Below are 24454 nucleotides of genomic sequence, written 5' to 3'. Positions count from 1 at the left end.
TTGTCCTCCGTCCCGCCGACATGACCGAGCTGCGCAATACCGAGGCCGATCTCTCGCGCTTTCGCCTGCGCGTGTTCGTCGTCGGCCTCGTGGTGCTGCTGGCCATGTGCCTCATCGTGGCGCGCCTGCTGGTGCTGCAGGTGGTGCGGCACGAAGACCTCGCCGACCAGGCCGAGAGCAACCGCACGGCGGTCGTGCCCATCGTGCCCAACCGGGGCCTCATCCAGGACCGCAACGGCGTTGTGCTGGCCACCAACTACTCGGCCTATACGCTGGAGATCACGCCCTCGAAGGTGGATGGCCTGGAGGACACGATCGACGCGCTCTCCAAGGTGGTGGAGATCCATGCGCGCGACCGGCGCCGCTTCAAGCGGCTCATGGAGGAGTCGCGCAGCTTCGAGTCGCTGCCGATCCGCACGCGCCTGTCGGACCAGGAGGTCGCGCGCTTCACCGCGCAGCGCTACCGCTTCCCGGGCGTGGACATCAAGGCCCGGCTCTTCCGCAACTACCCGCTGGGCGACGTCGGCAGCCATGCGATCGGCTACATCGGCCGCATCAACCAGCGCGAGAAGGAACGCATCGAGGATTCCGAGGACGCGGCCAACTACCGCGGCACCGACCACATCGGCAAGCTCGGCATCGAGCAGAGCCAGGAGACCACGCTGCACGGCCAGACCGGCGTGGAGCGCATGGAGACCTCCGCCGGCGGCCATGCGGTGCGGCGCCTCGCCAGCCATCCGGCCACGCCGGGCAACACGGTGATGCTGTCGCTCGACATCAAGCTGCAGAAGCTCGTGGAGGACATGTTCGGCGACCGCCGCGGCGCGCTGGTGGCGATCGACCCGCGCAACGGCGAGGTGCTCGCGCTGGTCTCGAAGCCCACCTTCGATCCGAACCTGTTCGTGGAAGGCATCGATTCGGAGAACTGGCAGGCGCTCAACGAATCGATCGACAAGCCGCTGCTCAACCGCGCGCTGCGCGGCACCTACCCGCCCGGCTCCACCTACAAGCCCTTCATGGCGCTCGGCGCGCTGCAGCTGAACAAGCGCTCGCCCACGCAGGTCTACAACGATCCGGGCTTCTACACCTACGGCGGCCACACCTTCCGCAGCCACGAAGGCGGCCTGGGCGGCGTGGACATGGTGCGCGCCATCCAGTTCTCCAGCAACACCTACTTCTACTCGCTCGCCGTGGACATGGGCGTGGACACCATCCACGACTTCATGAAGCCGCTGGGCTTCGGCCAGATCACCGGCATCGACCTCAACGGCGAAGTGCGCGGCGTGCTGCCCAGCACCGAGTGGAAGCGCAACACCTACAAGCGCCCGGAGATGAAGCGCTGGTATTCGGGCGAGACCGTGTCGCTCGGCATCGGGCAGGGCTACAACAGCTTCACCATGCTGCAGCTGGCCTCGGCCGAGGCCACGCTCGCCAACGGCGGCATCCGCTACCGCCCGCACCTCGTGAAGGCCGTGCGCGACACCGTCACCGGCGCGGTCACGGAAGTGCAGCAGCCGCCGGGCGAGAACCTCGGCTATTCGGCGAAGAACCTGGAGATCGTGCGCAACGGCCTCACGGCGGTGATCAAGGCCGGCACGGGCACGCGCGTGTTCGCCGGGGCGGCGTACACCGCGGCCGGCAAGACCGGCACCGCGCAGGCCGTGAGCCTGGGCCAGAACGTGAAATACAACGCCAAGGCGTTGGAAGAGCACCAGCGCGACCACTCGCTGTTCGCCGCCTTCGCGCCGGCCGAGAGCCCGCGCATCGCCGTGGCGGTGATCGTCGAGAACGCCGGCTTTGGCGCGGCCGCCGCGGCGCCCATCGTGCGCCGGGTGTTCGACTACTGGCTGCAGGGCGACTACCCCAACGAGCAGGACCTCGCGGCCGTCGCCAAGGGCCAGGCCGGCGCGCCCATGGGCACCCCGCGGCGCGCGGCCGACGTGCAGGTCGCGCCGCCCGCGCCCTGACGGGCGCCGGCGGCGGTGCGTCAGCCCGCGGCCTGCGGTGCGCGCGGCGGCTGCAGCTGGCTCGCGATCAGCGCGGCGACGATGAGCGCCGCACCGCACGCGCCGGCCCAGCCCAGGCGCTCGCCGATCAGCAGCCACGCCGTGAGCGCCGCGAACACCGGCTCCAGGCCGAAGACGATGGCGCTGCGCATGGCGTCCACGCGCTGCTGGCCCCAGGCCTGCAGCGTCACCACCAGCACGCTGGCCACCATGCCCAGGTAGGCGACGGCGCCCCACACGCCCGCCGGCAGCTCCGCGATCTGCGCCAGCGTGCCCGCATAACCACCATGGCGCACGCCCACCAGCACCGTGGCGGCGGCGCACATCACCAGCGCCTGCATGGCCGCCATGCGCGTGGCGCGCAGCGGGGCCGCGGCGGTGCGGCGCGCGCACTCCTCCAGCGCGAGGATGTAGATGGCGTAGAACACCGTGCTGGCGAGCGTCAGCGAATCGCCCAGGTTCCAGGGCTCGTTCTCGTGGAACATCAGCGCCATGCCAGCGAGCGCCATGCCGCAGGCGGCCCACAGCGTCCAGCCGTAGCGGCGGCCCAGCACGGCCATGGCCAGGAGCGGCACGACCAGCACGTTCAGCCCGGTGACGAAGGCATTGCGGTTGCTGCTGGTGCGCGCCAGCCCCTCGATCTGCAGCCAGAACGCGAGGAACAGCAGGGCGCCCAGCAGCAGGCCCCAGCGGCGCTCCGCGCGGCGCATGCCGCGCCACAGGGGGCTGAGCACGGCGAGCGCGATCGCGAAGCGCAGCCAGATGATCTGCAGCGCATCCAGGTGCGCGGACAGCATCTTCATCGCGGGGAAGGTCGTTCCCCAGACCACGGTGACCAGGAGGAGGGCCAGCAGGCCTTGGCGTTCGGAGCGCATGGGTTGGAAAGGAGGCAGGGGCCGCCGCGGCGGCGCCCTCAGCTGCCCATGCGGCCGATGAACGCGCGGATGCGGTCGTTGGCGGGGTTGGCGAAGAACTCGGCCGGCGGCGCGTCGTGCGCGATGCGCCCCTGGTCGAAGAACATCACGCGGTCGGCCACTTCACGGGCGAAGCCCATTTCGTGCGTGACCACGATCATGGTCATGCCGCCGCGTGCGAGCTCGCGCATCACGTCCAGCACTTCCTGCACCATTTCCGGATCGAGGGCGGAGGTGGGCTCGTCGAACAGCATCACCTTGGGACGCATCGCGAGCGCGCGGGCGATCGCCACGCGCTGCTGCTGGCCGCCCGAGAGCTGCCACGGGTACTTGTGCGCATGCTCGCGCAGGCCCACGCGGCGCAGCAGCTGCAGCGCCTGCTCGTTCGCCTCGGCGCGCGGCGTGCGGTGGATGCGGCGCGGCGCGAGCGTCACGTTGTCGAGCACGCTCAGGTGGCCGAACAGGTTGAACTGCTGGAACACCATGCCGACTTCGCTGCGCTGCTGCTGCAGCGTGCGCTGGTCGTCGGTGACCTCCACGCCGCCGATGGCGATGCGGCCGCTGTCGTGCGGCTCCAGCCGGTTGATCGCGCGCAGCAGCGTGGACTTGCCCGAGCCGGAGGCGCCGATGATCACGGTGACCTCGCCCGTGTTGAACACGGTGGAAACGTTCTTGAGCACCTGGTGCGTGCCGAACGCCTTGCAGACGTTCTCGGCCACGATGTAGGGCGTGGCGGGTGCCGTGGTGGGCGTGGCCTGGGGATGCGTCATTGGGCGCGGCCCTCCACGTCGAAGCGGTGCTCGATGGCGTTCGAGACCTGGGTCACCAGCGTCGTCAGCAGCAGGTAGGTGATGGCCACCGTGGAGAGCGTGGCGATCGGCTGGAAGGTGGCCGACTGGATGCGGTTGCCCACGTTGGTCAGCTCCACCACGCCGATGGCGTACGCCAGGGACGAGTCCTTGAGCAGCGCCACGAAGTTGCTCACGAGCGGCGGCAGCGAGATCTTGAAGGCCTGCGGGAACACCACGTCGAAGAAGACGTGCGTGCGCGAGAGCCCGAGGGCGCGCGCGGCCTCGGTCTGCCCGCGCGGCACGGCCAGCAGGCCCGCGCGGATGGCCTCGGAGTTGTAGGCGCCGACGTTCAGGCCCAGGGCCACCACGGCGGCGGCGAAGTCGGGCAGGTTCAGCCCCGGCACGAGCACCGGCAGCGCGAAGTACACGAAGAGGATCTGCACCAGCAGCGGCGTGCCGCGGATCACCCAGATGTAGAAGCGGGCCGCCCAGCGCAGCGGCGTCCAGCGCGCGGTGCGGGCCAGGGCCGCGCCGGTGCCGAGCAGCAGGCCGCAGAAGCCGCTCACGAGCGTGAGCCAGAGCGTGGTGCGCGCGCCTTCGGCGAAAGCCTGGGCGTTGGGGCCGATGGGGTCGGGGAGGAAGGAGAGGGCCTGGCCCAGCAGGGCGAGGGCCAGCACCATCAGCACCAGGGCCGAGACCAGCGTCGCATTGCTGCGCTGCTGGCGGCTCCAGTGCCGGGGCCAAAGGGCGGTGAGCATGGAGAAAGCGTCCGGAAGGCCGGCCGCGGCGCCGCGTCAGGACGCCGGCCGGCGGTCAGGGATCAGGGGGCGCAGCGGACGTCTTCGTTGAAGTACTTCTTGGAGACGGCGGCGTAGCTGCCGTCGGCCAGGACCTCGGCGAAGGCCTTGTTCCAGGCGTCGGCCAGGCTGGTGTTGCCCTTGGCCACGGCCGGGGCGATCTTCTCGATGAAGAGCATGTCGCCGAGCTTCAGGCCGGCCTTGGGGTTCTTGGCGGCGACTTCCTTGGCGACGAACTTGTCGGTCACCCAGGCATCGACGCGCTTGGAGGTGAGGGCGCTGCGGGCGTCCACGTCGGTCGGGAAGTTCTTCACGTCCTTCACGCCGGGCACCTTCTTCACGTTCTCGAGGTAGCTCGTTCCGGTCTGCACGGCCACCACCTTGCCGGCGAGGTCCTTGCCCGCGCGGATGGCCGGGTCCATGGCGATGATCATGCCGCCCGAGCAGTAGTGGGGCGTGGCGAAGGTGACGGCCTTGGAGCGCTCTTCCGTCACGCCGTGCGAGGCGATGGCGACGTCCCAGCGGTCCTGCGCGAGGCCGGTCAGCAGCGCGTCGAAGCCCAGCGTCTTCCACTCCACCTTCAGGTTCATCTTCTTGGCCACCAGGTTGGCCACGTCGACCTCGAAGCCCGTGAGCTGCGTGCCGTTGAAGTAGTTGAAGGGCGCGAACTGCCCCTCCGTCGCGATGATGATCTTGCCGTCCTTCTGGATGGCGTCGATCGGGCGGGCCTGGGCGGAGAAGGCCGCGCACAGCGCCACGGCAGCGGTGGCCATCGTCTTGAGAATCTTCATCAGCGGTTCCTGTGGGGTAGGCAGGGTACAAAAAATCCGGCTTGGCGGGTGGCGAAGCCGGACATGTGGGGGCCGCGGCCCGGCGGCGGGCGTCACGGAGCGGACACATTATAAAGAAGGGGTATGGAGCCATGCCCCCTCGGAAATGCGGATGGCCCGTCAGCACTCCACGATGTTCACCGCCAGGCCGCCGCGGGCCGTTTCCTTGTACTTGGTGAGCATGTCGGCCCCGGTTTCGCGCATGGTCTTGATGACCTGGTCCAGGCTCACGAAGTGCGTGCCGTCGCCGTGCAGCGCCATGCGCGCCGCGTTGATCGCCTTGACGGACGCGATGGCATTGCGCTCGATGCACGGGATCTGCACCAGCCCGCCGACCGGGTCGCAGGTGAGGCCCAGGTGGTGCTCCATGCCGATCTCCGCCGCGTTCTCCGCCTGGGCCGGCGTGCCGCCCAGCGCCGCGCAGAGCGCGCCCGCCGCCATCGAGCAGGCGACGCCGACCTCGCCCTGGCAGCCGACCTCCGCCCCGCTGATGGAGGCGTTCTGCTTGTAGAGGATGCCGATGGCCCCGGCCGTGAGCAGAAAGTCCACCACGCCGCGCTCGCTCGCCCCGGGCGCCGTGCGCACGTAGTAGTGCAGCACGGCCGGCACGATGCCCGCGGCGCCGTTGGTCGGCGCGGTGACCACGCGGCCGCCCGCGGCGTTCTCCTCGTTGACGGCCAGCGCCCAGAGGTTCACCCAGTCGAGCACGCGCAGCGGGTCTTCCGGGCGCGGGTCGAACGTGCCCAGCCGCTGCACGAGCGCCGCCGCGCGCCGCTTCACCTTGAAGCCGCCGGGCAGCAGGCCCTCGGTGCGGCAGCCGCGTTCCACGCAGGCCTGCATGGTGCGCCAGATGGCGAGCAGGCCGGCGTCGATCTCCGCATCGGTGCGCCAGTGCCGTTCGTTGGCACGCATCACGCCGGCGATGTCCAGGCCGTGCGTGGCCGTGAGGCGCAGCAGGTCGGCCGCGTCGCCGAAGGGCAGCGGCAGCACCGACGGATCGGGCGCCACCACTTTGTGCCGGGACCCGTCCGCGGCCACGGCCTCGCTCACCACGAAGCCGCCGCCCACCGAATAGTAGGTGGCCTCGTGCAGCAGCTCTCCCGAGGCGCCATGCGCGGCGAACCGCAGCCCGTTGGCATGGAAGGGCAGGGTCTTCAGGGCGTAGAAGCGCAGGTCGCGCCGTTCGTCGAAGGCCACCGGATGGTGCCCCGCCAGCCGCAGGTGGCCACCGGCGCGGATGTCGGCCACGTAGCCGGCGATGCGGTCCACGTCCACGGTGTCGGGCTCGTGACCCGAGAGGCCCAGCAGCACGGCGGTATCGCTGCCGTGGCCCTTGCCCGTGGCGCCCAGCGAACCGTAGAGCTCCGCCTCCACGTGTGCCGTGTCCGCCAGCAGGCCCTGGTGCTCCAGGGCGTGGGTGAACAGCCGGGCGGCGCGCATCGGCCCCACCGTGTGGGAGCTGGACGGGCCGATGCCGATCTTGAAGAGGTCGAAGACGCTGATGGCCATGGAAGGTGGGTGGTGGGCGGTGGGCGAAGGGAAGGGGCGGTGTGCCGGGCAGGCCAGCCGGCCCGCAAAGACAACCCGAGCGTAGAACGCCGGTTTCGACAGGTCCACTGATCTTTCGTGAAGGGATACATTAGAAAAATCACCGATTTCCCGTCGATCCGGAAGCCCCCCATGGACATGAACCGCCTGCGCGCGCTGCGCGAACTGGCCCGCTGCGGCACCATGGCCGCCGCGGCCGAGGCGCTGGCGCTCACGCCCTCGGCCGTGTCGCAGCAGATCGCGCAGCTCGAAGACGAAGCGGGCCTGGCCCTCACCGAGCGGCAGGGCCGCGGCGTGCGCCTCACGCCCGGGGGCGAGGCGCTGGTGCGGCATGCGGAGCGCCTGATGGCGGTGCTGGACGAGGCCAAGTCGGAACTGGCGCTGCTGCGCCGGGAGCTGGCGGGGGAGCTGCGCGTGGCCGCCTTCCCCTCGATCGCGTCGGCCCTGCTGCCGGAAACCATCCAGGCGCTGCGCGCCGCCTACCCGCGCCTGCGCCTGGCGGTGGAGGAGATGGAGCCGGCCGACGGCCTGGCGGCGCTCGGCTCCTGGCGGGCCGACATCGCGCTCATCGACCACCTCGCGCTGCGCCGCGACCGGCGGCAGGACGGCTGCGGCTTCGTGGCGCTCGCACGCGATTCGCTGCACGTGCTGCTGCCGGAGTCCCATCCGCTGGCGGGCCGCCCCTGGCTGGGCGTGGCGGACCTGCGGAACGAGCCCTGGGCCATGGACGCGGCCTCCAGCAGCTTCGGGGAATTCGTGCGCCATCTCTGCCTGGAGGCCGGCTTCGAGCCGCGCATGGACGTGCGCGCGCTGGGCTTCGAGGTGGTGTCCGCCATGGTGGGCGCCGGCTGCGCGGTGACCGTGGTGCCCGGGCTGCGCCTGCTGCGCCCCCTGCCGGGCACCCGCGCCGTGCCCCTGCGGCCGGCCGCCACCCGGGAGATCTCCGTCGCCTTCCGGCGCGGCGAGCGCGATCACCCCGCGGTGAAGGTGTTCATCGACGAGATCGTGCGCGCGGCGGAGCGGCTGCGTCCGGCCGCGGCCCTTTGAGCCTTCTTACGCGCCGCCGCCGGGCGCCGGCGGCCTCAGCGCAGGAACCCGTCGTAGCCCGTTTTGAGGATCAGCGCCCCGACCACGAAGATGAAGATGCCGCGCACGAAACCCGTGCCGTGCTTCATCGCCATGTGCGTGCCCAGCACGCTGCCCAGCACGTTGGCCACCGCCAGCGGCAGCGCGAAGTGCCACCACACCTGGCCCTTGGCCGTGAACAGGATCAGCGCGGCGACGTTGGTCGCGAGGTTGAGCAGCTTGGCCGACGCGGATGCGTTCAGGAAGTCATAGCCCAGCAGCCGCACGAACAGGAACACGAAGAAGCTGCCCGTTCCGGGGCCGAAGAAGCCGTCGTAGAACCCGATGGTGAGCCCGATCAGGCAGGCGACGCGGGTTTCCATGCCGCCTTCGAAGCGCGGCGCATGGTGCTTGCCGAGGTCCTTGCGCGCCAGGGTGTAGAGCAGCACGGCCAGCAGGATGAAGGGCAGCAGCCGGCGCAGGAAGTCCACCGGCACCACCGTGACCGTCCAGGCCCCGGCGAACGCCCCCGCGAAGCCCGCGGCGGCGGCCGGCAGCAGCGACTGCCAGCGCATCTCCACGCGGCGGCTGTACTGCCAGGTGGCGATGGCGGTGCCCCAGATCGAGCCGCTCTTGTTGGTGCCCAGCATCGTGGCCGGCGGCGCGGTGGGGAAGGTGGCGAACAGCGCGGGCACGAGGATGAGCCCGCCGCCGCCCACGATGGCGTCCACGAAGCCGGCCAGCAGCGAGGCCAGCGAAACAATGATCCATTCCATCCCCCGATTGTCGCACCTGCTATCGTTTCAGGAGCTTCGGCGGTGCGGCGTGCGATGCCGGATGCCTGCGGCGGCCGGGCCTGGAAGAGATTGCGGGCAAAAAAAAGCGCCGGGATCGCCGGCGCTTCGAAGTAAGGCATCTTTTATAGGGGATGCTTTGGATTGGTGTTTTCGAGTTCGAGTTTGTCTCCTCGGTCCCCTCGTTGCACGACGTTGCGTGCGATCGAGTAACCGCAATGTAACTGCCGCACCCCGCTGGTGCATTGGGGGTTTCCCGCAGGTCGGCCGTATGCACCGTCGTTGGGAGGCCGGCTGCCACCGCCGGGCGCACCTGCCGCCAACGGGGCCGCCATGCGGCCCACCCAGGGCTCAGCGGCCGCCGCCCAGGGCGGCGGCCGCCGCTTCCGCGCGCAGCCACTCGGCGGCCTTCTCCGCAATCATCAGCGTGGGCGAGTTGGTATTGCCGCTGGTGATGGTGGGCATCGCACCCGCATCGACCACGCGCAGCCCCGCGATGGTGCCACCACGCCCGTCGCGCACCCGCAGACGCGCGTCGAGCACCGCGCCCGGGTCGCCGTCGGCCCCCATGCGCGTCGTGCCCACGGGATGGAAAATGGTGGTGGCGATGTCGCCCGCGAGCCGGGCCAGGTCCTCGTCGGTCTCGTACTGCGGGCCGGGCTTCCACTCCTCGGGCCGGTAGGGCGCGAGCGCGGGCTGCGCCACGATGCGGCGCGTGACGCGCAGCGAGTCGGACGCCACCTGCCGGTCCTCGGGCGTGCTGAGGTAGCGCGGCGCGATGGCCGGCGCGTCCTGGAAGCGGGCGCTCTTGATGCGCACCGTGCCCCGGCTGGTCGGGTTCAGGTTGCAGACGCTGGCGGTGAAGGCCGGGAAGGTGTGCAGCGGCTCGCCGAAGGCGTCGAGCGACAGCGGCTGCACGTGGTACTGGATGTTCGGGTGCGGCTGGCCGGGGGCGCTGCGCGTGAACGCGCCCAGCTGCGAGGGCGCCATGCTCATCGGGCCGCTGCGCTTGAGGGCGTATTCCAGCCCGATGCGCGCACGGCCCCACAGGTTGCCCGCCAGCGTGTTGAGCGTGGGCACGCCGTTCACCTTGAACACCGCGCGGATCTGCAGGTGGTCCTGCAGGTTGGAACCCACGCCGGGCAGTTCGTGCGCCACCGGGATGCCGTGCTGCTGCAGCAGCGCTCCCGGGCCGATGCCCGAGAGCTGCAGCAACTGCGGCGAGTTGACGGCCCCCGCGCTCAGCACCACGCTGCGGGCGGCGTGCGCGGTGACCATTTCGCTGCCGTTCCAGACCTCCACGCCGGTGCAGCGGCTGGAGCCGTCCGGCAGCGTTTCCAGCAGCAGCCGGCTGGCCTGCGCGCCGGTCCACATCTCGAAATTCGGCCGGCCGTAGCAGGTGGGCCGCAGGAAGGCCTTGGCGGTGTTCCAGCGCCAGCCCTTCTTCTGGTTGACCTCGAAATAGCCCACGCCCTCGTTGGTGCCGCCGTTGAAGTCGTCCGTGGCCGGAATGCCGGCCTCCTGCGCGGCGCGCGCGAAGGCGTCCAGCACGTCCCAGCGCAGGCGCTGGCGCTCCACCCGCCATTCGCCGCTGCCGCCGGTAGTCTTGCTGCCGTGCAGCTGCCGGAAGGCCTCGCTCGCCGTATCCGGGCGGTCCAGGCGCCAGTGGTCCTCGTGGCGGCGGAAGGCGGGCAGCACGTTCTCCCAGCGCCAGGTGTCGTCGCCCGTGGCGGCCGCCCACTGGTCGTAGTCGCGCGCCTGGCCGCGCATGTAGATCATGCCGTTGATGCTGCTGCAGCCGCCCAGCGTCTTGCCACGCGGGTAGCGCAGCGTGCGGCCGTTCAGGCCCTCGTCGGGTTCGGTCTGGTAGAGCCAGTCGGTGCGCGGATTGCCGATGCAATAGAGATAGCCGACGGGAATGTGGATCCAGTGGTAGTCGTCCTTGCGGCCGGCTTCCACGAGCAGGACGCGGTGGCGCGGATCGGCGCTCAGGCGGTTGCAGAGCAGGGCGCCGGCCGTGCCGCCGCCGATGACGATGAAGTCGAAAGTGGTGTCGCTCATGGAAGAAAGGCAGGAACGCGAGCCCTGGGGCGGCAGGCCCGGCCCATTGTGCGCGGCGTTGCCCGGCTGTCGATAGGGAAACACCTGCCGCTCCCCGATCGATAGCAAAAAATAACGACAGGGCCAGGGCGCAATGCGGTTTTGAGGAAATTTCATGTATGGCTTCCGCCATGCGGACGGGCTCTGCGCTGACGTGTCCGCCCGGCCGCGCTCCGCTAACATCCCGTTGCCGTTCGTGCGGCGCTCTTCCGTACGCCCCGCCCCTTCGCCACTTTTCCAGCGCCACCGCTTCCGTCCTGCCTCCGTCCCGCCTCCGTCCATGAGCGACAGCCCGCCCCGCATCGAACGCATCGACACGCCCGAAGGGCCGGTCGCCGTTCTGCACGGGCGCTGGGGCGCCGCGGACCTGGGCACGCGGCGCACCTGGCGCGAGGTGTCCGCGCAGCTCGCGCAGCACGCGCCCGACGCCGGCCTCGGCTGGGACCTGCGCAGCGTGGACTGGCTGGACCACGTCGGGGCGCAACTGCTCTGGAACCACTGGCAGCGCCAGTGGCCCGAGCGGGTCGCGCTCGACGACGCGCAGCGCGACATGCTCGACCGCGTGGCCGAATTCACCGTCACCGACCGTCTCCCCGATCCGCACTGGAGCCTCGCCGAGGAGGTGGACCGCCTCGGCGTGAAGGTGCTGCACGCGCTCGGCCACGGCAGGCACCTGCTGGAGCTGGTGGGCCAGCTCGTCATCGATCTCGCCAGCGTCGTGCGGGCGCCGCGCCGCGCGCCCTGGCGCGACATCTCCGGCCACCTCTACCGCATGGGCGCCACGGCCATGCCGATCACGGCCATCGTGGGCTTCCTGATCGGCGTGGTGCTGGCCTACCTCATGAGCCTGCAGTTGCGGCAGTTCGGCGCCGAATCGTTCATCGTCAACATCCTGGGCATCTCGCTGATCCGGGAACTGGGCCCGATGCTCGCGGCCATCCTGGTGGCGGGCCGCTCCGGCTCGGCCATCACGGCGCAGATCGGCGTCATGCGGGTGACCGAGGAGCTCGACGCGATGCGCGTGATGGGCATTCCGCACGGCTTCCGGCTCGTGATGCCGCGCGCCGTGGCCCTGGCCATCGCCATGCCGCTCATCGCCGTCTGGACGACGCTCTGCGCGCTGGCGGGCGGCATGCTCGCGGCCGACATCGCCATGGACGTCTCGCCCGCCTACTTCGTGCAGGCGCTGCCCAACGCGGTGAGCTTCTCCAACCTCGGGCTCGCGATGGCCAAGTCGGTGGTGTTCGGCGTGGGCATCGCGCTCATCGGCTGCCACTGGGGCCTGCGCGTGAAGCCCAACACGCAGAGCCTGGGCGAAGGCACGACGGCATCGGTGGTGAACGCCATCACCATGGTCATCATCGTGGACGCGCTCTTCGCGATCGCGTTCAAGAACCTCGGGATCTAGGCATGACGCGCGACGCAGCAGAAGACGCCATCGCCACCGGCCCCGCCGCCGCCCCCGAGCCGCCGCCTCAGGACGCGCCGCCCGTGGTCGAGATCCGCGGCCTCTCCACCGTGTTCGGCAAGGGCGACGAGGCGTTCGCCGTGCACGAGAACCTCGACCTCACCGTGCGGCGCGGCGAGATCCTCGCGCTGGTGGGCGGATCGGGCACCGGCAAGACGGTGCTGCTGCGCCAGATGCTGGGGCTCACCCACCCCGCCAAGGGCAGCGTCACCGTGCTGGGCCGCCCCGCCGCCGAAATGGGCCGCGCGGGCGCCGCGAGCCGCGTGGGCATGCTGTTCCAGCACGGCGCGCTGTTCTCGGCCTTCAGCGTGCTCGACAACGTGGCCTTCGCGCTGCGCGAGCAGGGCACCCTGCCCAAGGACCTCATCGCCGATGCCGCCATGGTCAAGCTGCGCATGGTCGGCCTGAAGCCCGAGCACGCCACGCGCAGCCCCTCGGACCTCTCCGGGGGCATGATCAAGCGCGTGGCGCTCGCGCGCGCGCTCATCATGGACCCGCCGCTGCTGCTGCTCGACGAGCCCACCGCGGGCCTCGACCCGAACAGCTCCGACGAATTCTGCGAGCTGCTGCGCGAACTCCATGCGGCGCTGGGCCTCACCGTGGTGATGGTCACGCACGATCTGGACACCCTCTTCGCGCTCAGCACGCGCGTCGCCGTCCTCGCCGAAAAACGTGTCATCACCAGCGGCCCGCCGCAGGAAGTGACGCGCTTCGAGCATCCGTTCATTCAACAATTTTTCCTCGGGGAGCGCGGCCGCCGCGCGATGGCGCCCGCGCCCTCGGCGCCGTCCGCGCCGCCGGCCGCCGCCGCCCCGGGACAGGAGGCCTGATGGAAAACAAGTCCCATGCCCTCGCCGCGGGCATCTTCGTGGTGGTGGTGGCGGCGCTGCTCGCCGGCCTGGGCCTGTGGCTCACGCGCGACCGGGCGAGCTACCAGCTCTACGAACTCTCCACGCGCGAGAGCGTCGGCGGCCTGCAGCCGCAGGCGGCCGTGCGCTACAAGGGCGTCGCCGTGGGCAAGGTCACGCGCATCGGCTTCGATCCCGACGTGCCCGGCAACGTCCTGATCCGCATCGCCGTGAACGAGCAGGCGCCCGTCACCCCCGCCACCTTCGCCGTGCTGGGCTACCAGGGCGTCACGGGCCTGGCCCACGTGCTGCTCGACGACGGCACGGCCCCGCAGCCGGAGGTGCCCCGCGGCTCCAGCGGCCTGCCGCGCCTGCCGCTCAAGAGTTCGCCGTTCAGCCAGCTCGCGGAGCAGGGCCCCGCCATCCTCGCGCAGGTGCAGCAGGCCACCGACCGCATCAACGACCTGCTGGGCGACGAGAACCAGAAGCGCGTCAGCCTGGCGCTGGACAACCTCGCACAGGCCGCCGGCAGCGCCAACACGCTCATGAAGCGGCTCGACGCCACCGTGGAGCAGCGCCTCGATCCCGCCCTGGCCGCCGTGCCGGCGGTGGCGAGCGACGCGCGCGAAACGCTCAAGGCCCTGCGGCAGGCCGGCACCAACGCCGGCGACGCCGCCAACGAGGTCAAGATCGCCGTGCGCAAGCTCAGCGTCGAGGGCGGGCCGATCGACAAGATCGCCGACAGCTCGGAATCGCTGTCGCTGGCCGCCGACCGCTTCGGCCGCGTGACCCTGCCGCGCCTGAACCATGCGGCGGACGAAACCTCGCGCGCCGTGCGCCGCCTGGGCCGCGCGGCCAGCAACCTCAGCGACAACCCGCAATCGCTCATCTACGGCCCCGGCCGCGCCGCGGGCGGCCCGGGCGAGCCCGGATTCGAAGCGCCGGCGGCCGCGTCGGCACCGTGAATCCGCGGCCTTCCCGCCGCCACGCGCACGCATCCGCAGGACCTTTTTCCGCATCCCTGGACATGACGAGGAAAGACATGGCACACCACGCAGCCACCCCCCGCGCCCGCGGCCTCTGTGCCGCCGCCGCAACCTTCGCGACCGCCGCGTTGATGGCGGGCTGCTCGGCGCTGCCGGCACCACCCGTCCGGGCCGACGTCTACGACTTCGGTCCCGGCCTCCTGGCGCAGTCGCCATCGCCATCGTCCGCCGAGCGCGGTGCGCCGCTGCCGCCCATCGCATTGCCGGAGGTGGCCGTCGCCGGGCCGGTCGAAGGCAGCACCGCCGTGCTCTACCGCCTGGCCTACGACGATCCGCGCCACCTGCGTCCCTACGGCCAGGCGCGCTGGAGCCAGCCTCCCGCGCAACTCGTGCAGCAGGCCCTGCGCGACCAGCTCGGACTGCGCCGCGCCGTGCTCATGGGCGACGAGGGCGCATCGCAGCTCGTCGACACCGGCAAGCCGCCCGTGGTGCTGCGCGTGGAAATCGAGGAGTTCAGCCAGGTCTTCCAGTCGCCCAAGGCCAGCACCGGCGTGCTGCGCTTGCGCGCCTCGCTGGCCGACTCCACCCAGGCGGGCGAAAAGCTCATGGCCCAGCGCGTCTTCGTCGTCCAGCGGCCGGCCCCCACGGCCGACGCGCGCGGCGGCACGCTCGCCATGGCCGAGGCAGCGGCCCAGGCGGCGCAGGACGTGGCGCAGTGGGTGGAGCGGATGGGGCGGTGAATCAGCGCGACGCCGCCTCGAGGCGGCGCCGCAGTGCTTCCACGTCCTTGCGGCGGACAGGCATGAATTCCTGCACGGTGGTGTCCGGTGGTGCATGCCCCGCCAGTTCCTGTTCGCAGAGCGCCAGGTTGGCGCGGATGGCCGTTCGGGTGTCCGCCGGGATGTGGTAGTTGGCACTTGCAGCACGCTCCAGGTAGTCTTCGAGCGTCAGATGCGCGCATTGCGTCAGCAGGGGAATCTGCGCACTGGCCTTATCGAGGTCGAAGGCACCGCAGCCGGGATGGATGTAGAGTTGCAGCAAACGAAGATGGGCGTCGGGGCTGGTCGGCGCCACGCGCAGCATGATGGCCTCCACCGTGCGCGCCTCGAAGCCCGGAATGCGGTCGCAGAAGACCTTCATCTCGCTGCGAAGGGCCAGCCCCACCTGTGCCCCATGCATGGCGCGTAATTGCCATTGGCGTGCTTCCGATTCCCTGCCTTCCGTTTCGAGGTAGGCGCCGTAGCCCCACTGTGCGGCGTTGTCGCCCTGCTCGGCCCGCTCCTGGATGCGCAGGAGGCAGATGCCGCGAAGGTTGTATTCGTCCTGGGTTTCGCAGGTGCGAGCGCTGTCGATCCACCACCATGCGGTGTAGCTGCCGATCAGGGCCGAGAAAAGCAAAAGTAGTCGCAGGCCGCAGCCCATCCGTTTCCAACAGCGCAAAATCATCGCTTTCTCAGCAGCTCGTTTGCCAATGGTCCTCTGACGGGTTCACCACCATCGCGCGGGGATGTGCGTGTAATGGCGATGGGCTCACCGTCCGGCCCCCAGGTTCGCCACTGTCCCGGGCGCAGGAAGTTTGGAATGGACAGCCTCTCCAATATGCCTGGAAGCTTGTCGAAGGCTCCTTGACCGATGGCAGAGCCACCTAAAGGATGATTCCATGTGGTCGTAGTAGGCGCCGTCACGTGGGTTTGCAAGGACCTCGCCAACACGCTGGCGACGCCGTCTACCATTGCGCCGGCATTGCAGGCATCTAGCAAGATCGGCTGTTTGTGCCAGATCCCGCTGAAGCGAAATAGCTTGACGATTTCTCCAAGATCTAGCACTCCCTGCAGGCGGGTTGCATTCGCATGGGCGAACAGATACAGGTATCCCGGTACCCCTGGTTCTCGCAAGCCTGAGACATAAAGGGCTTTCTCTCTAGGCTGGATCAGGATGATCTTCTTGCGCACCGGATCGACGGTGGCTATCTTCTCGACAAGTTTCTGTGAATTGTCCAACCCTTTGAAAACCAGCTTGGGCAACCCCTTTCCCGGTCCGTATTGAATTCTCCCATTCTCGATGGGCTCCGCAGGTTCCTCCCGGAACCAGTAGGCAAGCGACATTGCGCCCCGCACTGTGCCGCAACTGCCGTGTTTTTCGGTTCCCGCTGACCCTTGCATTTCGGCATGCAGGACATTCCCGCAGAGCCCCTGGACAGGGGCTGTGCGATGGTGCAGGGCTCCCCCGCAAGCAGCGGCGTGAAAGTGATCTGGTCCTGCACGTAGCGGCGCGCGTCAGGTAGCGGTTCAGCGTGCTGCCGGTCAGCGCGCCACCGCCGTTGAGCGGCGCCGCGGGACGCACCGGCGTGCTACGGTTGCGCGCCTCGCTGGCCGACTTCACCCAGGCGGGCGGCGAGGTGTGGCGCGATCAGCGCAGCGACACGAAGACCGGGTTCGAATAGAACCAGAGGCTGCCGTAGTTGCGGTCGTTGATCTGGTCGTGGCGGCTGGCGGGATCGGTCGTGGTGACCGGCTGGTCCGGCAGCGGCTCGCCCCCGGACGTCAGCCCGGCCACGTTCTCGCCCAGGTTGGTGCCGCGCAGCCGCAGGTACTGGTTCTTCGTGACCGTCATCGGGAACTCCACCACGTTGTAGCCTTCCTCGTCGGTGGTCCAGTCCGCGGCCGTGAAGCGGCGGACCACGCGGGTGCTCGGGTTGGTGGCTTGCCGGTAGGCGTCGGTGCCGGGAAGCGCCTTGGCGCCCACGTCCCCCACGATGAGGTCCACGTGGTCCACCTTGGGCGTCATGTTCCCCAGGTTGCCGCTCGCCACCGGGCGCTGGTAGTTGTTGACCGGCGGGCTCTTGAAGCGGATGCGCACCGTCACGCGTTCGCCGGAGGCTGCCTGGATCTCCTGGCCCATGGTCGCCCTGCCGGCCGCGCCGGACACCTGGAAGTCCAGGGCGTTGATCAGGTCGCCGAACACCCCGAAGCTGCGGCCCGCGCGCAGGCTGTCGACCAGCCCGCCGATGTGGCCGTCCGCCTTGGCGGCCTGCCAGACGTAGTTCTTGGCGTATTCGCCGGGGTAGTAGCCGCTGCTGTTGTTGTTCGAGTCGATCTCGAAGTGCGAATCGGAGTCGGCGATGTTCCAGATGCGGCGGCCCTCGCCCAGCAGCGCGTCCCACACGCCGCCCACCTGCGCCACGACGTAGTCCGTTCCGCCGTAGGTGCGGTTGGGCCGGTTGGCATCGACATAGGCGGAGGTGTAGCCGCCGCGGTCGGGTTCGAGCTGGTTGCCCACCATGCCCTCGATGGCGAACACGATCCGGGGCGCCAGATCGTTCATCTGGCGGAAGTCGGCGATCGTGTACTTGCCCGGGTTGCGCGAGGGATGGTTGATGAGCGCGTAGCTGGTGTCGGGGTACTTGTCCTTGAGCCAGGCGATGGCCTTGAGGGCGTCTTCGCCCGTCTGGTTGTAGCGCTGCGGGTACTGGGTCTTCCAGCGGGCCACGTCCGCCGGATCGAAGAGCGTTTCGGCGCCCGTCGTGAACAGGTACTGGAACTCCTTGGCGGCGCTCGGGGAGGTCTTCCAGCTGCCGCTGGCCCCCTGGAAGATGCCGACGCCGATGTGGTCGTGCGTGGGCATGTCCCATTCGAAGGCGGAGTAGATCAGCTTGCCCTTGTAGCTGCCGGCATCCTGCAGCGCCTTGATGCGCGGCATCTCGTACGCCTCCATGCCGTAGGCGAAGGCCCGGGGCGCGGGCAGCAGGTTCGCCGCATCGTCGTACTTGGACGAGCGCAGGTGGTTGGTGACCGCCATCCAGTCCAGCCCATAGGTGGTGAAGGCCTTGCCCAGCAGGAAGTCCAGGGTCTGGGTGGTGCGCGAGTCGTCGGATTGGACGGTGTGCGTGTGCAGGTCGCCAGTGGTCCAGCGTCCCTTCTCGAAGTTGTCGGACGTACCTCCGGAGCCGCCGCAGGCGCTCAGGAGAAGGACCAGCAGGGAGGAGGCGACTGCCACGGGATGGCGCACGGGTTGGCGTGCGCGGAGCGGGGAAATGGACATGGGACGCGGATGTTGTAGAGCGTTGTGGGCGTGCTCCGGCGCACGGCGGCCCCGGAGGCTGGCAATTTGTAACCATGTTGTGTGACTCGACAGTGACATATGGACATGTTTGTTGCGGGAAGGCGGAAGGCCCCTGCGCGCAGCGGGGGCGTCCGGCCGGGTCCGGCGTCCACGGCCGGGCGCGCGGCACAATCCCCACCCTGCCGCCGGTCCTCCATCTCCTTCCCGGCGGGTCACCGGAGCCACGCATTCCCATGAGCAGCATCGACCTCGCACAGATCAACGCCGAACTCGGCCGCAACGCGCAGGGCCTCGTGGACTGGGCCATCGGCCTGGGCCAGCCCGCCATCGTCACCACCAATTTCCGGCCGTTCGAGGCCGTGATCCTGCACATGTGCACGCAGGCCCGGCCGGACATCCCGGTGGTGTGGATGGACAACGGCTACAACACCGAGGCCACCTACCGCTATGCCGACGAGGTGGCGCGCCTGCTGAACCTCGACCTGCGCATCTACCTGCCCAGGCGCTCGCGCGCCCACCGCGAAGCCGTGGAAGGTCCCACGCCCGCGCTGGACGATCCGCGCCACGCCGCGTTCACGGAAGAGGTCAAGCTCGAACCCTTCGCGCGCGCCCTGCGCGAGACGGCGCCCAAGGTCTGGTTCACGGCGCTGCGCGCCACCGACACCGCCGTGCGCGCGCAGATGGATCCCGTGAGCGTCAACCCCGACGGCCTCATCAAGGTCGCGCCTCTGCTGCATTGGAGTTCCAAGGACCTGCACGAGTACTGCAAGGCGCATGGACTGCCGAACAACTTCGACTACGTCGATCCCACCAAGGGCGAGGACAACCGCGAGTGCGGGCTCCACCTGTCGCACTGATGCCTCCAGGCGCCGCTGCGCCATCGAAGACGAAGGGCATGCTCGCATGCCCTTTTTTTATGGCTGGGTGCCCACGTCGCCAGTAGTCCTGGGCTGACGCGGCCATATCCGGCGTACCTACGCGACGGTGACTGGGCGACTCTTACAGTCTCTTCCATCGCAGCCCGCAGGGTTCCACCCCACCGGAGTGGATGGGGCAGCGAGGTACCAAGAGAGGATCGTCCATGAACGAAGACACCATCAAGGGCAACTGGAAGCAATTCACCGGCAAGATCAAGGAGCAATGGGGCAAGCTGACCGACGACGACCTGGACGTCGTGGCCGGCAAGCGCGACCAGTTCCTGGGCAAGCTGCAGGAACGCCAGGGCCTGGCCCGCGACGCTGCCGAGAAGGAACTCAAGGACTGGCAGGACCGCCATCCGGATTTCCGCTTCGACAAGTGATCCCGGCTGTCCAAACTCTCCCCCTCACAACACATCGGCCGCCGGAGCCAACGCTCCGGAAGCCTTCGAAAAAACCAACCCCCCTTCACTGACTTGAGGAGAAAACAATGAAACACGCACGCAATCTGTTCGCCCTGGCCGTCGCCGGTCTGATCGCCACGTCCGGCATGGCCATGACCAAGGAAGAACACAAGGCCGCGGGCGACCGCATCTCCGCCGACTACAAGGCCGCCAAGGCCAAGTGCGACGGCATGACCGGCAATGCCAAGGACGTCTGCCAGAAGGAAGCCAAGGGCAACGAGAAGATCGCCAAGGCCGAACTGCAGGCGCAGTACAAGCCCAGCGACAAGAACACCTACAAGGTCGCCGAAGCCCGCGCCGACGCCGCCTACGACGTCGCCAAGGAAAAGTGCGACGACCTGCAGGGCGACGCCAAGAACGTGTGCCAGAAGGATGCCAAGGCAGCCCACGTGAAGGCCAAGGAAGACGCCAAGGTGGCACGCACCCAGGCCAAGCCCGCCGACTCGATGGCAGAGAAGAACGCCAATGTGGCGGAAGCCAAGAAGGACGCCGCCGAAGAGAAGCGCGAAGCCGACTACAAGGCCGCCAAGGAGCGCTGCGACACGATGAGCGGCGATGCCAAGGACAAGTGCGTCGCCGACGCCAAGCGCATGTACAACCAGTAAGCCACACTGGTGGGAACCATGGCACGCCACGCCATGGTCCTCTGTGGGCCGGATCCTTCCACCAGGGAGGCTCCGGCCTCTTTTTTTGCGTGTGCGGATTCGCTGCACGCCCGGCCTTCGCCACCGCCTGGCTGCCGCCGCGGGAGAAGGCTGACCTGCGTCAAATCCCCGCCGGGTGGCAGCGCCTAAGCTGCATCGCTCACCCGAAGCCCCAAGGATTGGAGAGACGCATGGCCGCATTGCAATGGTCGGAGGGCCTGGCCCTCGACCTGCCCCTCATGGATGAAACGCACGAGGAATTCGTCGCGCTGCTGGCCGCCGTCCAGGAGGCGGACGACGGGGCCCTGCTGCCCGCGTGGCGCGCGCTCGTGGCGCACACCACCGGGCATTTCGCGCGCGAAGACGCCTGGATGGCCGCCACCCGCTTCGCCTCCGGCAACTGCCACAGCCTGCAGCACAAGGTGGTGCTGCAGGTCATGGGCGAGGGCACGGCCCGCGCCGAAGCCGGCGAGCCCGCCGTGCTGCGCCACATGGCCAGCGAACTGGCGGTCTGGTTCCCGCAGCACACCCAGACCATGGATGCCGCGCTGGCCCTGCACCTGCGCCGCGTGGGCTACGACCCTGCCAGCGGCACCGTGCATGCGCCGGACGCGCTGCCGGCCGAGCCCATCCACGGCTGCGGCGGCGCATGCTCCAGCGATCCGGCCGGGGCGGAAGCCGAGAGCCGGGTCGCTGCCGCGGCCTGAGTCGGTCATCCAGGCGGCAGGCCGCAGGGCGGATACCGCGCAGCAGCGTTGCCACGCTCACACGCGCGACCGTCCCAGGCGCAGCGCCGCCATGCGCCACGACAGGACGCGGAGGGCCTGCGTGAAGACCGGGCTGCGCATCGGGCGCATGCAGACCGTCCGGAGCACGGCCTGCTTCGCGGTGCGCAGGGCGTCCTGGTCGCGGGCTTCCCACGCCGCCAGCAAACGGTCGCGGTAGCGTTCGAGCCGGGCAGTCTCCTCCGGGCCGAGAGGCGAAGGTGCCATGGCCGCTCCGGGCATCTGCCATGCCGAGAGATAGCCCGACCAGGCTGCGGTGCCGTGTGGTACGGCGGATGCCGCGATGGAGGGGGTGGAGGCGGTGTTCCCGGTCATCGGCCTGCCTCCGTCCGCGGGGCAGAGGGCAGCGCCCGCCCCCCGGAAGACAGCGCATACCAGTCCAGCCTGCGGGTGGCCACCATCACGAACGCCAGCACCGCGAACAGCGCCAGAGATCCCACCACCAGCGCCGTCTGCTCGAGCTGCAGCAGCAGGTAGAGCAGGCCGTAGAGCAGGGCGATGCCCGCGCCGAACGGCAGGCCGCGCCGCACGCTGCGCAGCATGTGGCAGGCGTAGTAGGCCAGCAGCAGCACGCATGCGCCGGCCGCCGCCGCGTAGGCCGTGCCGAACGGCAGGTGCTCGGACAGGCTCACCAGCAGCAGGAAGAAACTGCACAGGGCGCTGCCCACCAGCAGGTACTGCACCGGGTGCACCCGCAGCCGCTGCAGCAGCTCGAACAGGCCCACGGCCACGAAGGTGAGCGCGATGAACAGCACGCCGTACTTCGTGGCGCGGTCGGAGAGCGAATACGGGTTGACCGGATCGATGAACGACACGCCGAACGCGTCGGCGCAGCCCGCCTCGGCCGTGCCCGGCGGCTCGTAGGGCGCCGCATCGCCCCCGATGTCGCAGAGCCGCCGGCTGGCCGCCACGTCCTGCTGCGCGGTGGTGGCCAGCGCGGAGAGGTGCCAGCGCGCCGTGAACCCGTCGTCGCCGACCGTGCGCTCCGACGGCAGGAAACGGCCCCCGAACGACGGGTGCGGCCAGCTGCTCTGCAACTGCACGTCGGTCGTGCCGCCCAGGGGCACGACCGAGAGCCGCTCGGTCCCCACCAGTTCGAGATCCACCGAGGCACTCAGGGGCTCGCCGCGCCCGCGCAGCGACTCCGGCAGCGGCGTGTGCAGTCCGCGCGTGTAGGTGGGGTGGAAGGTGCCGGGCTTGAGTGCCAGCGGCTGCCCGTCGATCTCCACACGGGCGGCGCGGATGCCGCGGGCATCGCCCACGGCCAGCATGAGGATGGGCGCGCCGCACTGCATGCGCGACCCCTCCACGGTGGCGTGCGGCCGCAGGTCCGCGAGGGTGGCCCAGCGCGCGGTGACGTGCGCCTGGAGGGTATAGGCGTTGACCTGGTGCAGGCCGCGCGCCAGCTGCTGCATCGCGGCGCCCGAGCGCACCTGCAGCGATTCGGGCATGGCGGTGAGCAGGAACTCGCGCCGCTGCTCGGTCGTGCGGCGCTCCTCGCCCTTGCCGGTCACGACGTCCCAGGTTTCCACGCAGGCGCTGTGCAGCATCGGCCCGAGCAGCGTCTGCGGCCCGGCCAGGCTCTGGGCCACGCTGCGGGTGGCTTCGCTGCGGTAGTGCTGCCGGTCGCGCACGGTGTCTTCGACCATGCCCAGCCCGAACAGCAGCAGCAGGGTGACCGCGAACAGCGCGGCGGCTTTGGCGAGAAAGGGACGTTTCAAGGGAAGCTCCTCCGGCAAGTGGTGATGGAGGGGCAGTCTGGGTTCCGGGTGTGAGGGGGAAATGAGGTGTGTGAGGCGGGCGTGAAGTAGCGCGGCGCCGCCACGCGGCTTCCACGGGCCCGCGGGCTGGAGGGCTGGGTGCGTCCGTTTGGGGCCGTCAGCCGCCCAGCACCAGCGTCGCCCGCAGCCCCTGTGCGGTGCGGGCCACGTCGAGCCGGCCCCCGTGCAGTGCCATCACCCGCTTCACGATCGCCAGCCCCAGGCCCGAGCCGCTGCGCGTGCCGTCCGGCCGCGCGGTGGTGAAGAAGCGCTCGCCCAGCCGCGGCAGGGCGTAGTCCGGCACGCCCGGCCCTTCGTCCTGCACGGTGGCGGTGGCTCCGTCCAGCACCACGCGCACCGTGCCGCCCGCAGGCGAGAAGTCGATCGCGTTGTCGACGAGGTTGCCCAGTGCCAGGGTGATGAGTTCGGCCTCCCACGGGCCGCTGCCGCCTTCGCCCTCCAGCTGCAGCCGCACGCCGCGCTGGCGGGCGCGCGCGGCGCACTGGCGCAGGGCAGCCTCGGCGCAGGCGCGCAGGGCCACGGGCGCGGCGCCGGCCTCGGCATGCTGGCGCTGCTCCAGCTTGCTTAGCTCCAGCAGCCGGTCGACGAGGCGCTGCAGCCGCTCGCTCTGCTCCACCACCTGGGCCGCGAACTGCCGGCGGTCGTCCGCGGGCAGGTCGTCCTGCAGCAGCTCGCCCGCGCCGCGGATGGCCGCCACGGGGCTCTTGAGTTCATGGGTGAGGGCGCGCACGTAGCCCTCGATGTAGTCTCGGCCTGCGAGCCGCTCGCGCATGCGGTCCATGGCGCGCGCGAGGTCGCCCAGTTCCCCCGGCACGCGCGGCACCGGGGGCGGCGGGCCCGCGCCCTCGCCCGGTGCCTGCACGCTGCGGGCATAGTCGCGCAGGCGGCGCACGTGCCACACCGTCCAGACGGTGACGGCCACGCCCACGGCGGCCGACAGCGCGAGCAGCAGCAGCCCGCCCTGCAGCACCTTGCGTTCGGCGCGGTCGATGAAGCGCTGCACGGTCCGCGTCGGCTTGGCCACCGTGAGCACTCCGCCGATGCGCCGCTCGCCGCCAGCGCCGTCGATCCAGATGGGCGCGGCCACGTACATCACGCCGCTGGTGTCGTCCGTCTGCACGTCGCGCGTGGCGCGGGCGCCGTATTCGCCGCGCAGCGTGCGGGCCACGTCGCGCCACTGCGAGTAATCGTCGCCCACGGAGCGCCGCTCGGTGTCGAAGAGCACGCGCCCGCGGGCATCGGTCACGTAGATGCGGAAGTCCAGCGTCTGCTTCGACAGCCCCCAGATGGACGCATCGACCGGCCGGGCCGCGTAGCGGCGCACGTGGCGGGCGAAATCGCTGTCCTCCGCGCCGGCCGCCAGGCGCCCACTCGCGAGGTCGTCGCTCGCCAGCTCCGCCAGCAGGTTGGCGGTGTCCACCATCATGTCCTCCATCACCTCCCGCACGCTGGGCTTGATCTCGGCCGTGAACACCCGCAGCACGAAGAACGCCGCGATGCCGTTGATGAGGAAGAACGCGAACAGCAGCCGCAGTCCGAGGCGCATGGGTTCTAACCTCCTTTCCGTGCCAGCGGGGCACTCCAGGCGGGTAATGCCCGCCAGCAGATACCCGGCCGCTCTCCGGCCCACACCGTCAGAAGGCCGCGGAGCAGG

The 24454-nt window shown here is 70.0% G+C and carries 23 protein-coding genes; 10 read left to right on the top strand and 13 right to left on the bottom strand.

Annotated elements, in window-relative coordinates:
- Window positions 1-20 precede the first annotated feature (20 nt).
- On the top strand, window positions 21-1967 hold the full coding sequence (mrdA, locus tag Q9R47_RS19470) for a penicillin-binding protein 2 (protein WP_311234763.1): 1947 nt from the start codon (window positions 21-23) through the stop codon (window positions 1965-1967).
- Between the two features lie 20 nt (window positions 1968-1987).
- Here the strand turns inward: mrdA and Q9R47_RS19465 are convergent, their stop codons facing one another.
- From Q9R47_RS19465 to Q9R47_RS19445, 5 genes are all read right to left on the bottom strand, one after another.
- Window positions 1988-2881: a DMT family transporter gene (locus Q9R47_RS19465; protein WP_311234762.1), complete on the bottom strand. Its 894-nt coding sequence runs from the start codon at window positions 2879-2881 to the stop codon at window positions 1988-1990.
- Between the two features lie 38 nt (window positions 2882-2919).
- Window positions 2920-3690, bottom strand: a complete 771-nt coding sequence (locus tag Q9R47_RS19460; protein ID WP_311234761.1) for an amino acid ABC transporter ATP-binding protein — start codon at window positions 3688-3690, stop codon at window positions 2920-2922.
- On the bottom strand, window positions 3687-4469 hold the full coding sequence (locus Q9R47_RS19455) for an amino acid ABC transporter permease (RefSeq protein ID WP_311234760.1): 783 nt from the start codon (window positions 4467-4469) through the stop codon (window positions 3687-3689). The genes Q9R47_RS19460 and Q9R47_RS19455 overlap by 4 nt, the downstream gene beginning before the upstream one ends.
- A 62-nt stretch (window positions 4470-4531) precedes the next feature.
- A complete protein-coding gene (locus Q9R47_RS19450) occupies window positions 4532-5299 on the bottom strand; it encodes an ABC transporter substrate-binding protein (RefSeq protein ID WP_311234759.1) in 768 nt (255 codons plus the stop codon).
- Between the two features lie 159 nt (window positions 5300-5458).
- A complete protein-coding gene (locus tag Q9R47_RS19445; protein ID WP_311234758.1) occupies window positions 5459-6847 on the bottom strand; it encodes an L-serine ammonia-lyase in 1389 nt (462 codons plus the stop codon).
- A 171-nt stretch (window positions 6848-7018) separates the two neighbouring features.
- Here Q9R47_RS19445 and Q9R47_RS19440 point away from each other — a divergent pair, with 171 nt between their 5' ends.
- Entirely contained in the window at window positions 7019-7933 is a 915-nt protein-coding gene (locus Q9R47_RS19440) for a LysR substrate-binding domain-containing protein (RefSeq protein WP_311234757.1), read from the top strand.
- 35 nt (window positions 7934-7968) lie between these two features.
- On the opposite strand, the gene Q9R47_RS19435 is transcribed toward Q9R47_RS19440, so the two are convergent.
- Window positions 7969-8727: a TSUP family transporter gene (locus tag Q9R47_RS19435; protein ID WP_311234756.1), complete on the bottom strand. Its 759-nt coding sequence runs from the start codon at window positions 8725-8727 to the stop codon at window positions 7969-7971.
- 369 nt (window positions 8728-9096) lie between these two features.
- Entirely contained in the window at window positions 9097-10806 is a 1710-nt protein-coding gene (locus Q9R47_RS19430) for a GMC family oxidoreductase N-terminal domain-containing protein (RefSeq protein WP_311234755.1), read from the bottom strand.
- 319 nt (window positions 10807-11125) lie between these two features.
- Between Q9R47_RS19430 and Q9R47_RS19425 the strand changes: the two genes are divergently transcribed.
- The 4 genes from Q9R47_RS19425 to Q9R47_RS19410 all read left to right on the top strand — a co-directional run bounded on the left by Q9R47_RS19425 (window position 11126) and on the right by Q9R47_RS19410 (window position 14887).
- Window positions 11126-12253, top strand: coding sequence for an ABC transporter permease (locus tag Q9R47_RS19425; protein ID WP_311234754.1), 1128 nt, complete (start codon window positions 11126-11128; stop codon window positions 12251-12253).
- 2 nt (window positions 12254-12255) lie between these two features.
- Window positions 12256-13143 (top strand): ATP-binding cassette domain-containing protein, encoded by an 888-nt coding sequence (locus Q9R47_RS19420; protein WP_311234753.1) that lies wholly within the window; start codon window positions 12256-12258, stop codon window positions 13141-13143.
- Window positions 13143-14126 carry an MlaD family protein gene (locus tag Q9R47_RS19415; RefSeq protein ID WP_311234752.1) on the top strand — a complete coding sequence of 328 codons (984 nt, stop codon included), beginning with the start codon at window positions 13143-13145 and terminating at the stop codon, window positions 14124-14126. Before Q9R47_RS19420 ends, Q9R47_RS19415 begins: the two co-directional genes overlap by 1 nt.
- A gap of 77 nt (window positions 14127-14203) precedes the next feature.
- Window positions 14204-14887, top strand: coding sequence for an ABC-type transport auxiliary lipoprotein family protein (locus tag Q9R47_RS19410; protein ID WP_311234751.1), 684 nt, complete (start codon window positions 14204-14206; stop codon window positions 14885-14887).
- Window position 14888: 1 nt separating this feature from the next.
- Here Q9R47_RS19410 and Q9R47_RS19405 read toward each other — a convergent pair whose 3' ends face one another.
- The 3 genes from Q9R47_RS19405 to Q9R47_RS19395 form a co-directional block, all read right to left on the bottom strand.
- Entirely contained in the window at window positions 14889-15569 is a 681-nt protein-coding gene (locus Q9R47_RS19405; RefSeq protein WP_311234750.1) for a hypothetical protein, read from the bottom strand.
- A gap of 20 nt (window positions 15570-15589) precedes the next feature.
- Window positions 15590-16252: a hypothetical protein gene (locus tag Q9R47_RS19400; RefSeq protein WP_311234749.1), complete on the bottom strand. Its 663-nt coding sequence runs from the start codon at window positions 16250-16252 to the stop codon at window positions 15590-15592.
- A 304-nt stretch (window positions 16253-16556) separates the two neighbouring features.
- Window positions 16557-18188, bottom strand: a complete 1632-nt coding sequence (locus Q9R47_RS19395; protein WP_404977176.1) for an S-layer protein — start codon at window positions 18186-18188, stop codon at window positions 16557-16559.
- Window positions 18189-18442: 254 nt separating this feature from the next.
- On the opposite strand from Q9R47_RS19395, the gene Q9R47_RS19390 reads away from it, so the two are divergent.
- From Q9R47_RS19390 to Q9R47_RS19375, 4 genes are all read left to right on the top strand, one after another.
- Window positions 18443-19066, top strand: coding sequence for a phosphoadenosine phosphosulfate reductase family protein (locus tag Q9R47_RS19390; protein ID WP_311234747.1), 624 nt, complete (start codon window positions 18443-18445; stop codon window positions 19064-19066).
- Window positions 19067-19290: 224 nt separating this feature from the next.
- On the top strand, window positions 19291-19509 hold the full coding sequence (locus Q9R47_RS19385) for a CsbD family protein (protein WP_311234746.1): 219 nt from the start codon (window positions 19291-19293) through the stop codon (window positions 19507-19509).
- A gap of 107 nt (window positions 19510-19616) precedes the next feature.
- Window positions 19617-20195: a hypothetical protein gene (locus tag Q9R47_RS19380; protein WP_311234745.1), complete on the top strand. Its 579-nt coding sequence runs from the start codon at window positions 19617-19619 to the stop codon at window positions 20193-20195.
- Window positions 20196-20425: 230 nt separating this feature from the next.
- Window positions 20426-20941 (top strand): hemerythrin domain-containing protein, encoded by a 516-nt coding sequence (locus Q9R47_RS19375; RefSeq protein ID WP_311234744.1) that lies wholly within the window; start codon window positions 20426-20428, stop codon window positions 20939-20941.
- A 57-nt stretch (window positions 20942-20998) separates the two neighbouring features.
- On the opposite strand, the gene Q9R47_RS19370 is transcribed toward Q9R47_RS19375, so the two are convergent.
- The 3 genes from Q9R47_RS19370 to creC all read right to left on the bottom strand — a co-directional run bounded on the left by Q9R47_RS19370 (window position 20999) and on the right by creC (window position 24346).
- Window positions 20999-21334, bottom strand: a complete 336-nt coding sequence (locus tag Q9R47_RS19370; RefSeq protein WP_311234743.1) for a hypothetical protein — start codon at window positions 21332-21334, stop codon at window positions 20999-21001.
- Window positions 21331-22740: a cell envelope integrity protein CreD gene (gene creD, locus Q9R47_RS19365; protein ID WP_311234742.1), complete on the bottom strand. Its 1410-nt coding sequence runs from the start codon at window positions 22738-22740 to the stop codon at window positions 21331-21333. The genes Q9R47_RS19370 and creD overlap by 4 nt, the downstream gene beginning before the upstream one ends.
- 157 nt (window positions 22741-22897) lie before the next feature.
- Window positions 22898-24346, bottom strand: coding sequence for a two-component system sensor histidine kinase CreC (creC, locus tag Q9R47_RS19360; protein ID WP_311234741.1), 1449 nt, complete (start codon window positions 24344-24346; stop codon window positions 22898-22900).
- Window positions 24347-24454: the final 108 nt, after the last annotated feature.

This window comes from Acidovorax sp. PRC11 (assembly GCF_031844105.1).
In the GTDB taxonomy this organism is placed as follows: domain Bacteria; phylum Pseudomonadota; class Gammaproteobacteria; order Burkholderiales; family Burkholderiaceae_C; genus Paracidovorax.
Note: the sequence above shows the minus strand (reverse complement) of the source record. Positions and strands in the feature narration are given on the sequence as shown.

Bases quoted from the DNA above. Each gene is read 5' to 3' on its own strand.
- mrdA (WP_311234763.1), top strand. From the start codon at position 21: ATGACCGAGCTGCGCAATACCGAGGCCGATCTCTCGCGCTTTCGCCTG.
- Q9R47_RS19465 (WP_311234762.1), bottom strand. From the start codon at position 2,881: ATGCGCTCCGAACGCCAAGGCCTGCTGGCCCTCCTCCTGGTCACCGTG.
- Q9R47_RS19460 (WP_311234761.1), bottom strand. From the start codon at position 3,690: ATGACGCATCCCCAGGCCACGCCCACCACGGCACCCGCCACGCCCTAC.
- Q9R47_RS19455 (WP_311234760.1), bottom strand. From the start codon at position 4,469: ATGCTCACCGCCCTTTGGCCCCGGCACTGGAGCCGCCAGCAGCGCAGC.
- Q9R47_RS19450 (WP_311234759.1), bottom strand. From the start codon at position 5,299: ATGAAGATTCTCAAGACGATGGCCACCGCTGCCGTGGCGCTGTGCGCG.
- Q9R47_RS19445 (WP_311234758.1), bottom strand. From the start codon at position 6,847: ATGGCCATCAGCGTCTTCGACCTCTTCAAGATCGGCATCGGCCCGTCC.
- Q9R47_RS19440 (WP_311234757.1), top strand. From the start codon at position 7,019: ATGGACATGAACCGCCTGCGCGCGCTGCGCGAACTGGCCCGCTGCGGC.
- Q9R47_RS19435 (WP_311234756.1), bottom strand. From the start codon at position 8,727: ATGGAATGGATCATTGTTTCGCTGGCCTCGCTGCTGGCCGGCTTCGTG.
- Q9R47_RS19430 (WP_311234755.1), bottom strand. From the start codon at position 10,806: ATGAGCGACACCACTTTCGACTTCATCGTCATCGGCGGCGGCACGGCC.
- Q9R47_RS19425 (WP_311234754.1), top strand. From the start codon at position 11,126: ATGAGCGACAGCCCGCCCCGCATCGAACGCATCGACACGCCCGAAGGG.
- Q9R47_RS19420 (WP_311234753.1), top strand. From the start codon at position 12,256: ATGACGCGCGACGCAGCAGAAGACGCCATCGCCACCGGCCCCGCCGCC.
- Q9R47_RS19415 (WP_311234752.1), top strand. From the start codon at position 13,143: ATGGAAAACAAGTCCCATGCCCTCGCCGCGGGCATCTTCGTGGTGGTG.
- Q9R47_RS19410 (WP_311234751.1), top strand. From the start codon at position 14,204: ATGGCACACCACGCAGCCACCCCCCGCGCCCGCGGCCTCTGTGCCGCC.
- Q9R47_RS19405 (WP_311234750.1), bottom strand. From the start codon at position 15,569: ATGGGCTGCGGCCTGCGACTACTTTTGCTTTTCTCGGCCCTGATCGGC.
- Q9R47_RS19400 (WP_311234749.1), bottom strand. From the start codon at position 16,252: ATGTCGCTTGCCTACTGGTTCCGGGAGGAACCTGCGGAGCCCATCGAG.
- Q9R47_RS19395 (WP_404977176.1), bottom strand. From the start codon at position 18,188: ATGTCCATTTCCCCGCTCCGCGCACGCCAACCCGTGCGCCATCCCGTG.
- Q9R47_RS19390 (WP_311234747.1), top strand. From the start codon at position 18,443: ATGAGCAGCATCGACCTCGCACAGATCAACGCCGAACTCGGCCGCAAC.
- Q9R47_RS19385 (WP_311234746.1), top strand. From the start codon at position 19,291: ATGAACGAAGACACCATCAAGGGCAACTGGAAGCAATTCACCGGCAAG.
- Q9R47_RS19380 (WP_311234745.1), top strand. From the start codon at position 19,617: ATGAAACACGCACGCAATCTGTTCGCCCTGGCCGTCGCCGGTCTGATC.
- Q9R47_RS19375 (WP_311234744.1), top strand. From the start codon at position 20,426: ATGGCCGCATTGCAATGGTCGGAGGGCCTGGCCCTCGACCTGCCCCTC.
- Q9R47_RS19370 (WP_311234743.1), bottom strand. From the start codon at position 21,334: ATGACCGGGAACACCGCCTCCACCCCCTCCATCGCGGCATCCGCCGTA.
- creC (WP_311234741.1), bottom strand. From the start codon at position 24,346: ATGCGCCTCGGACTGCGGCTGCTGTTCGCGTTCTTCCTCATCAACGGC.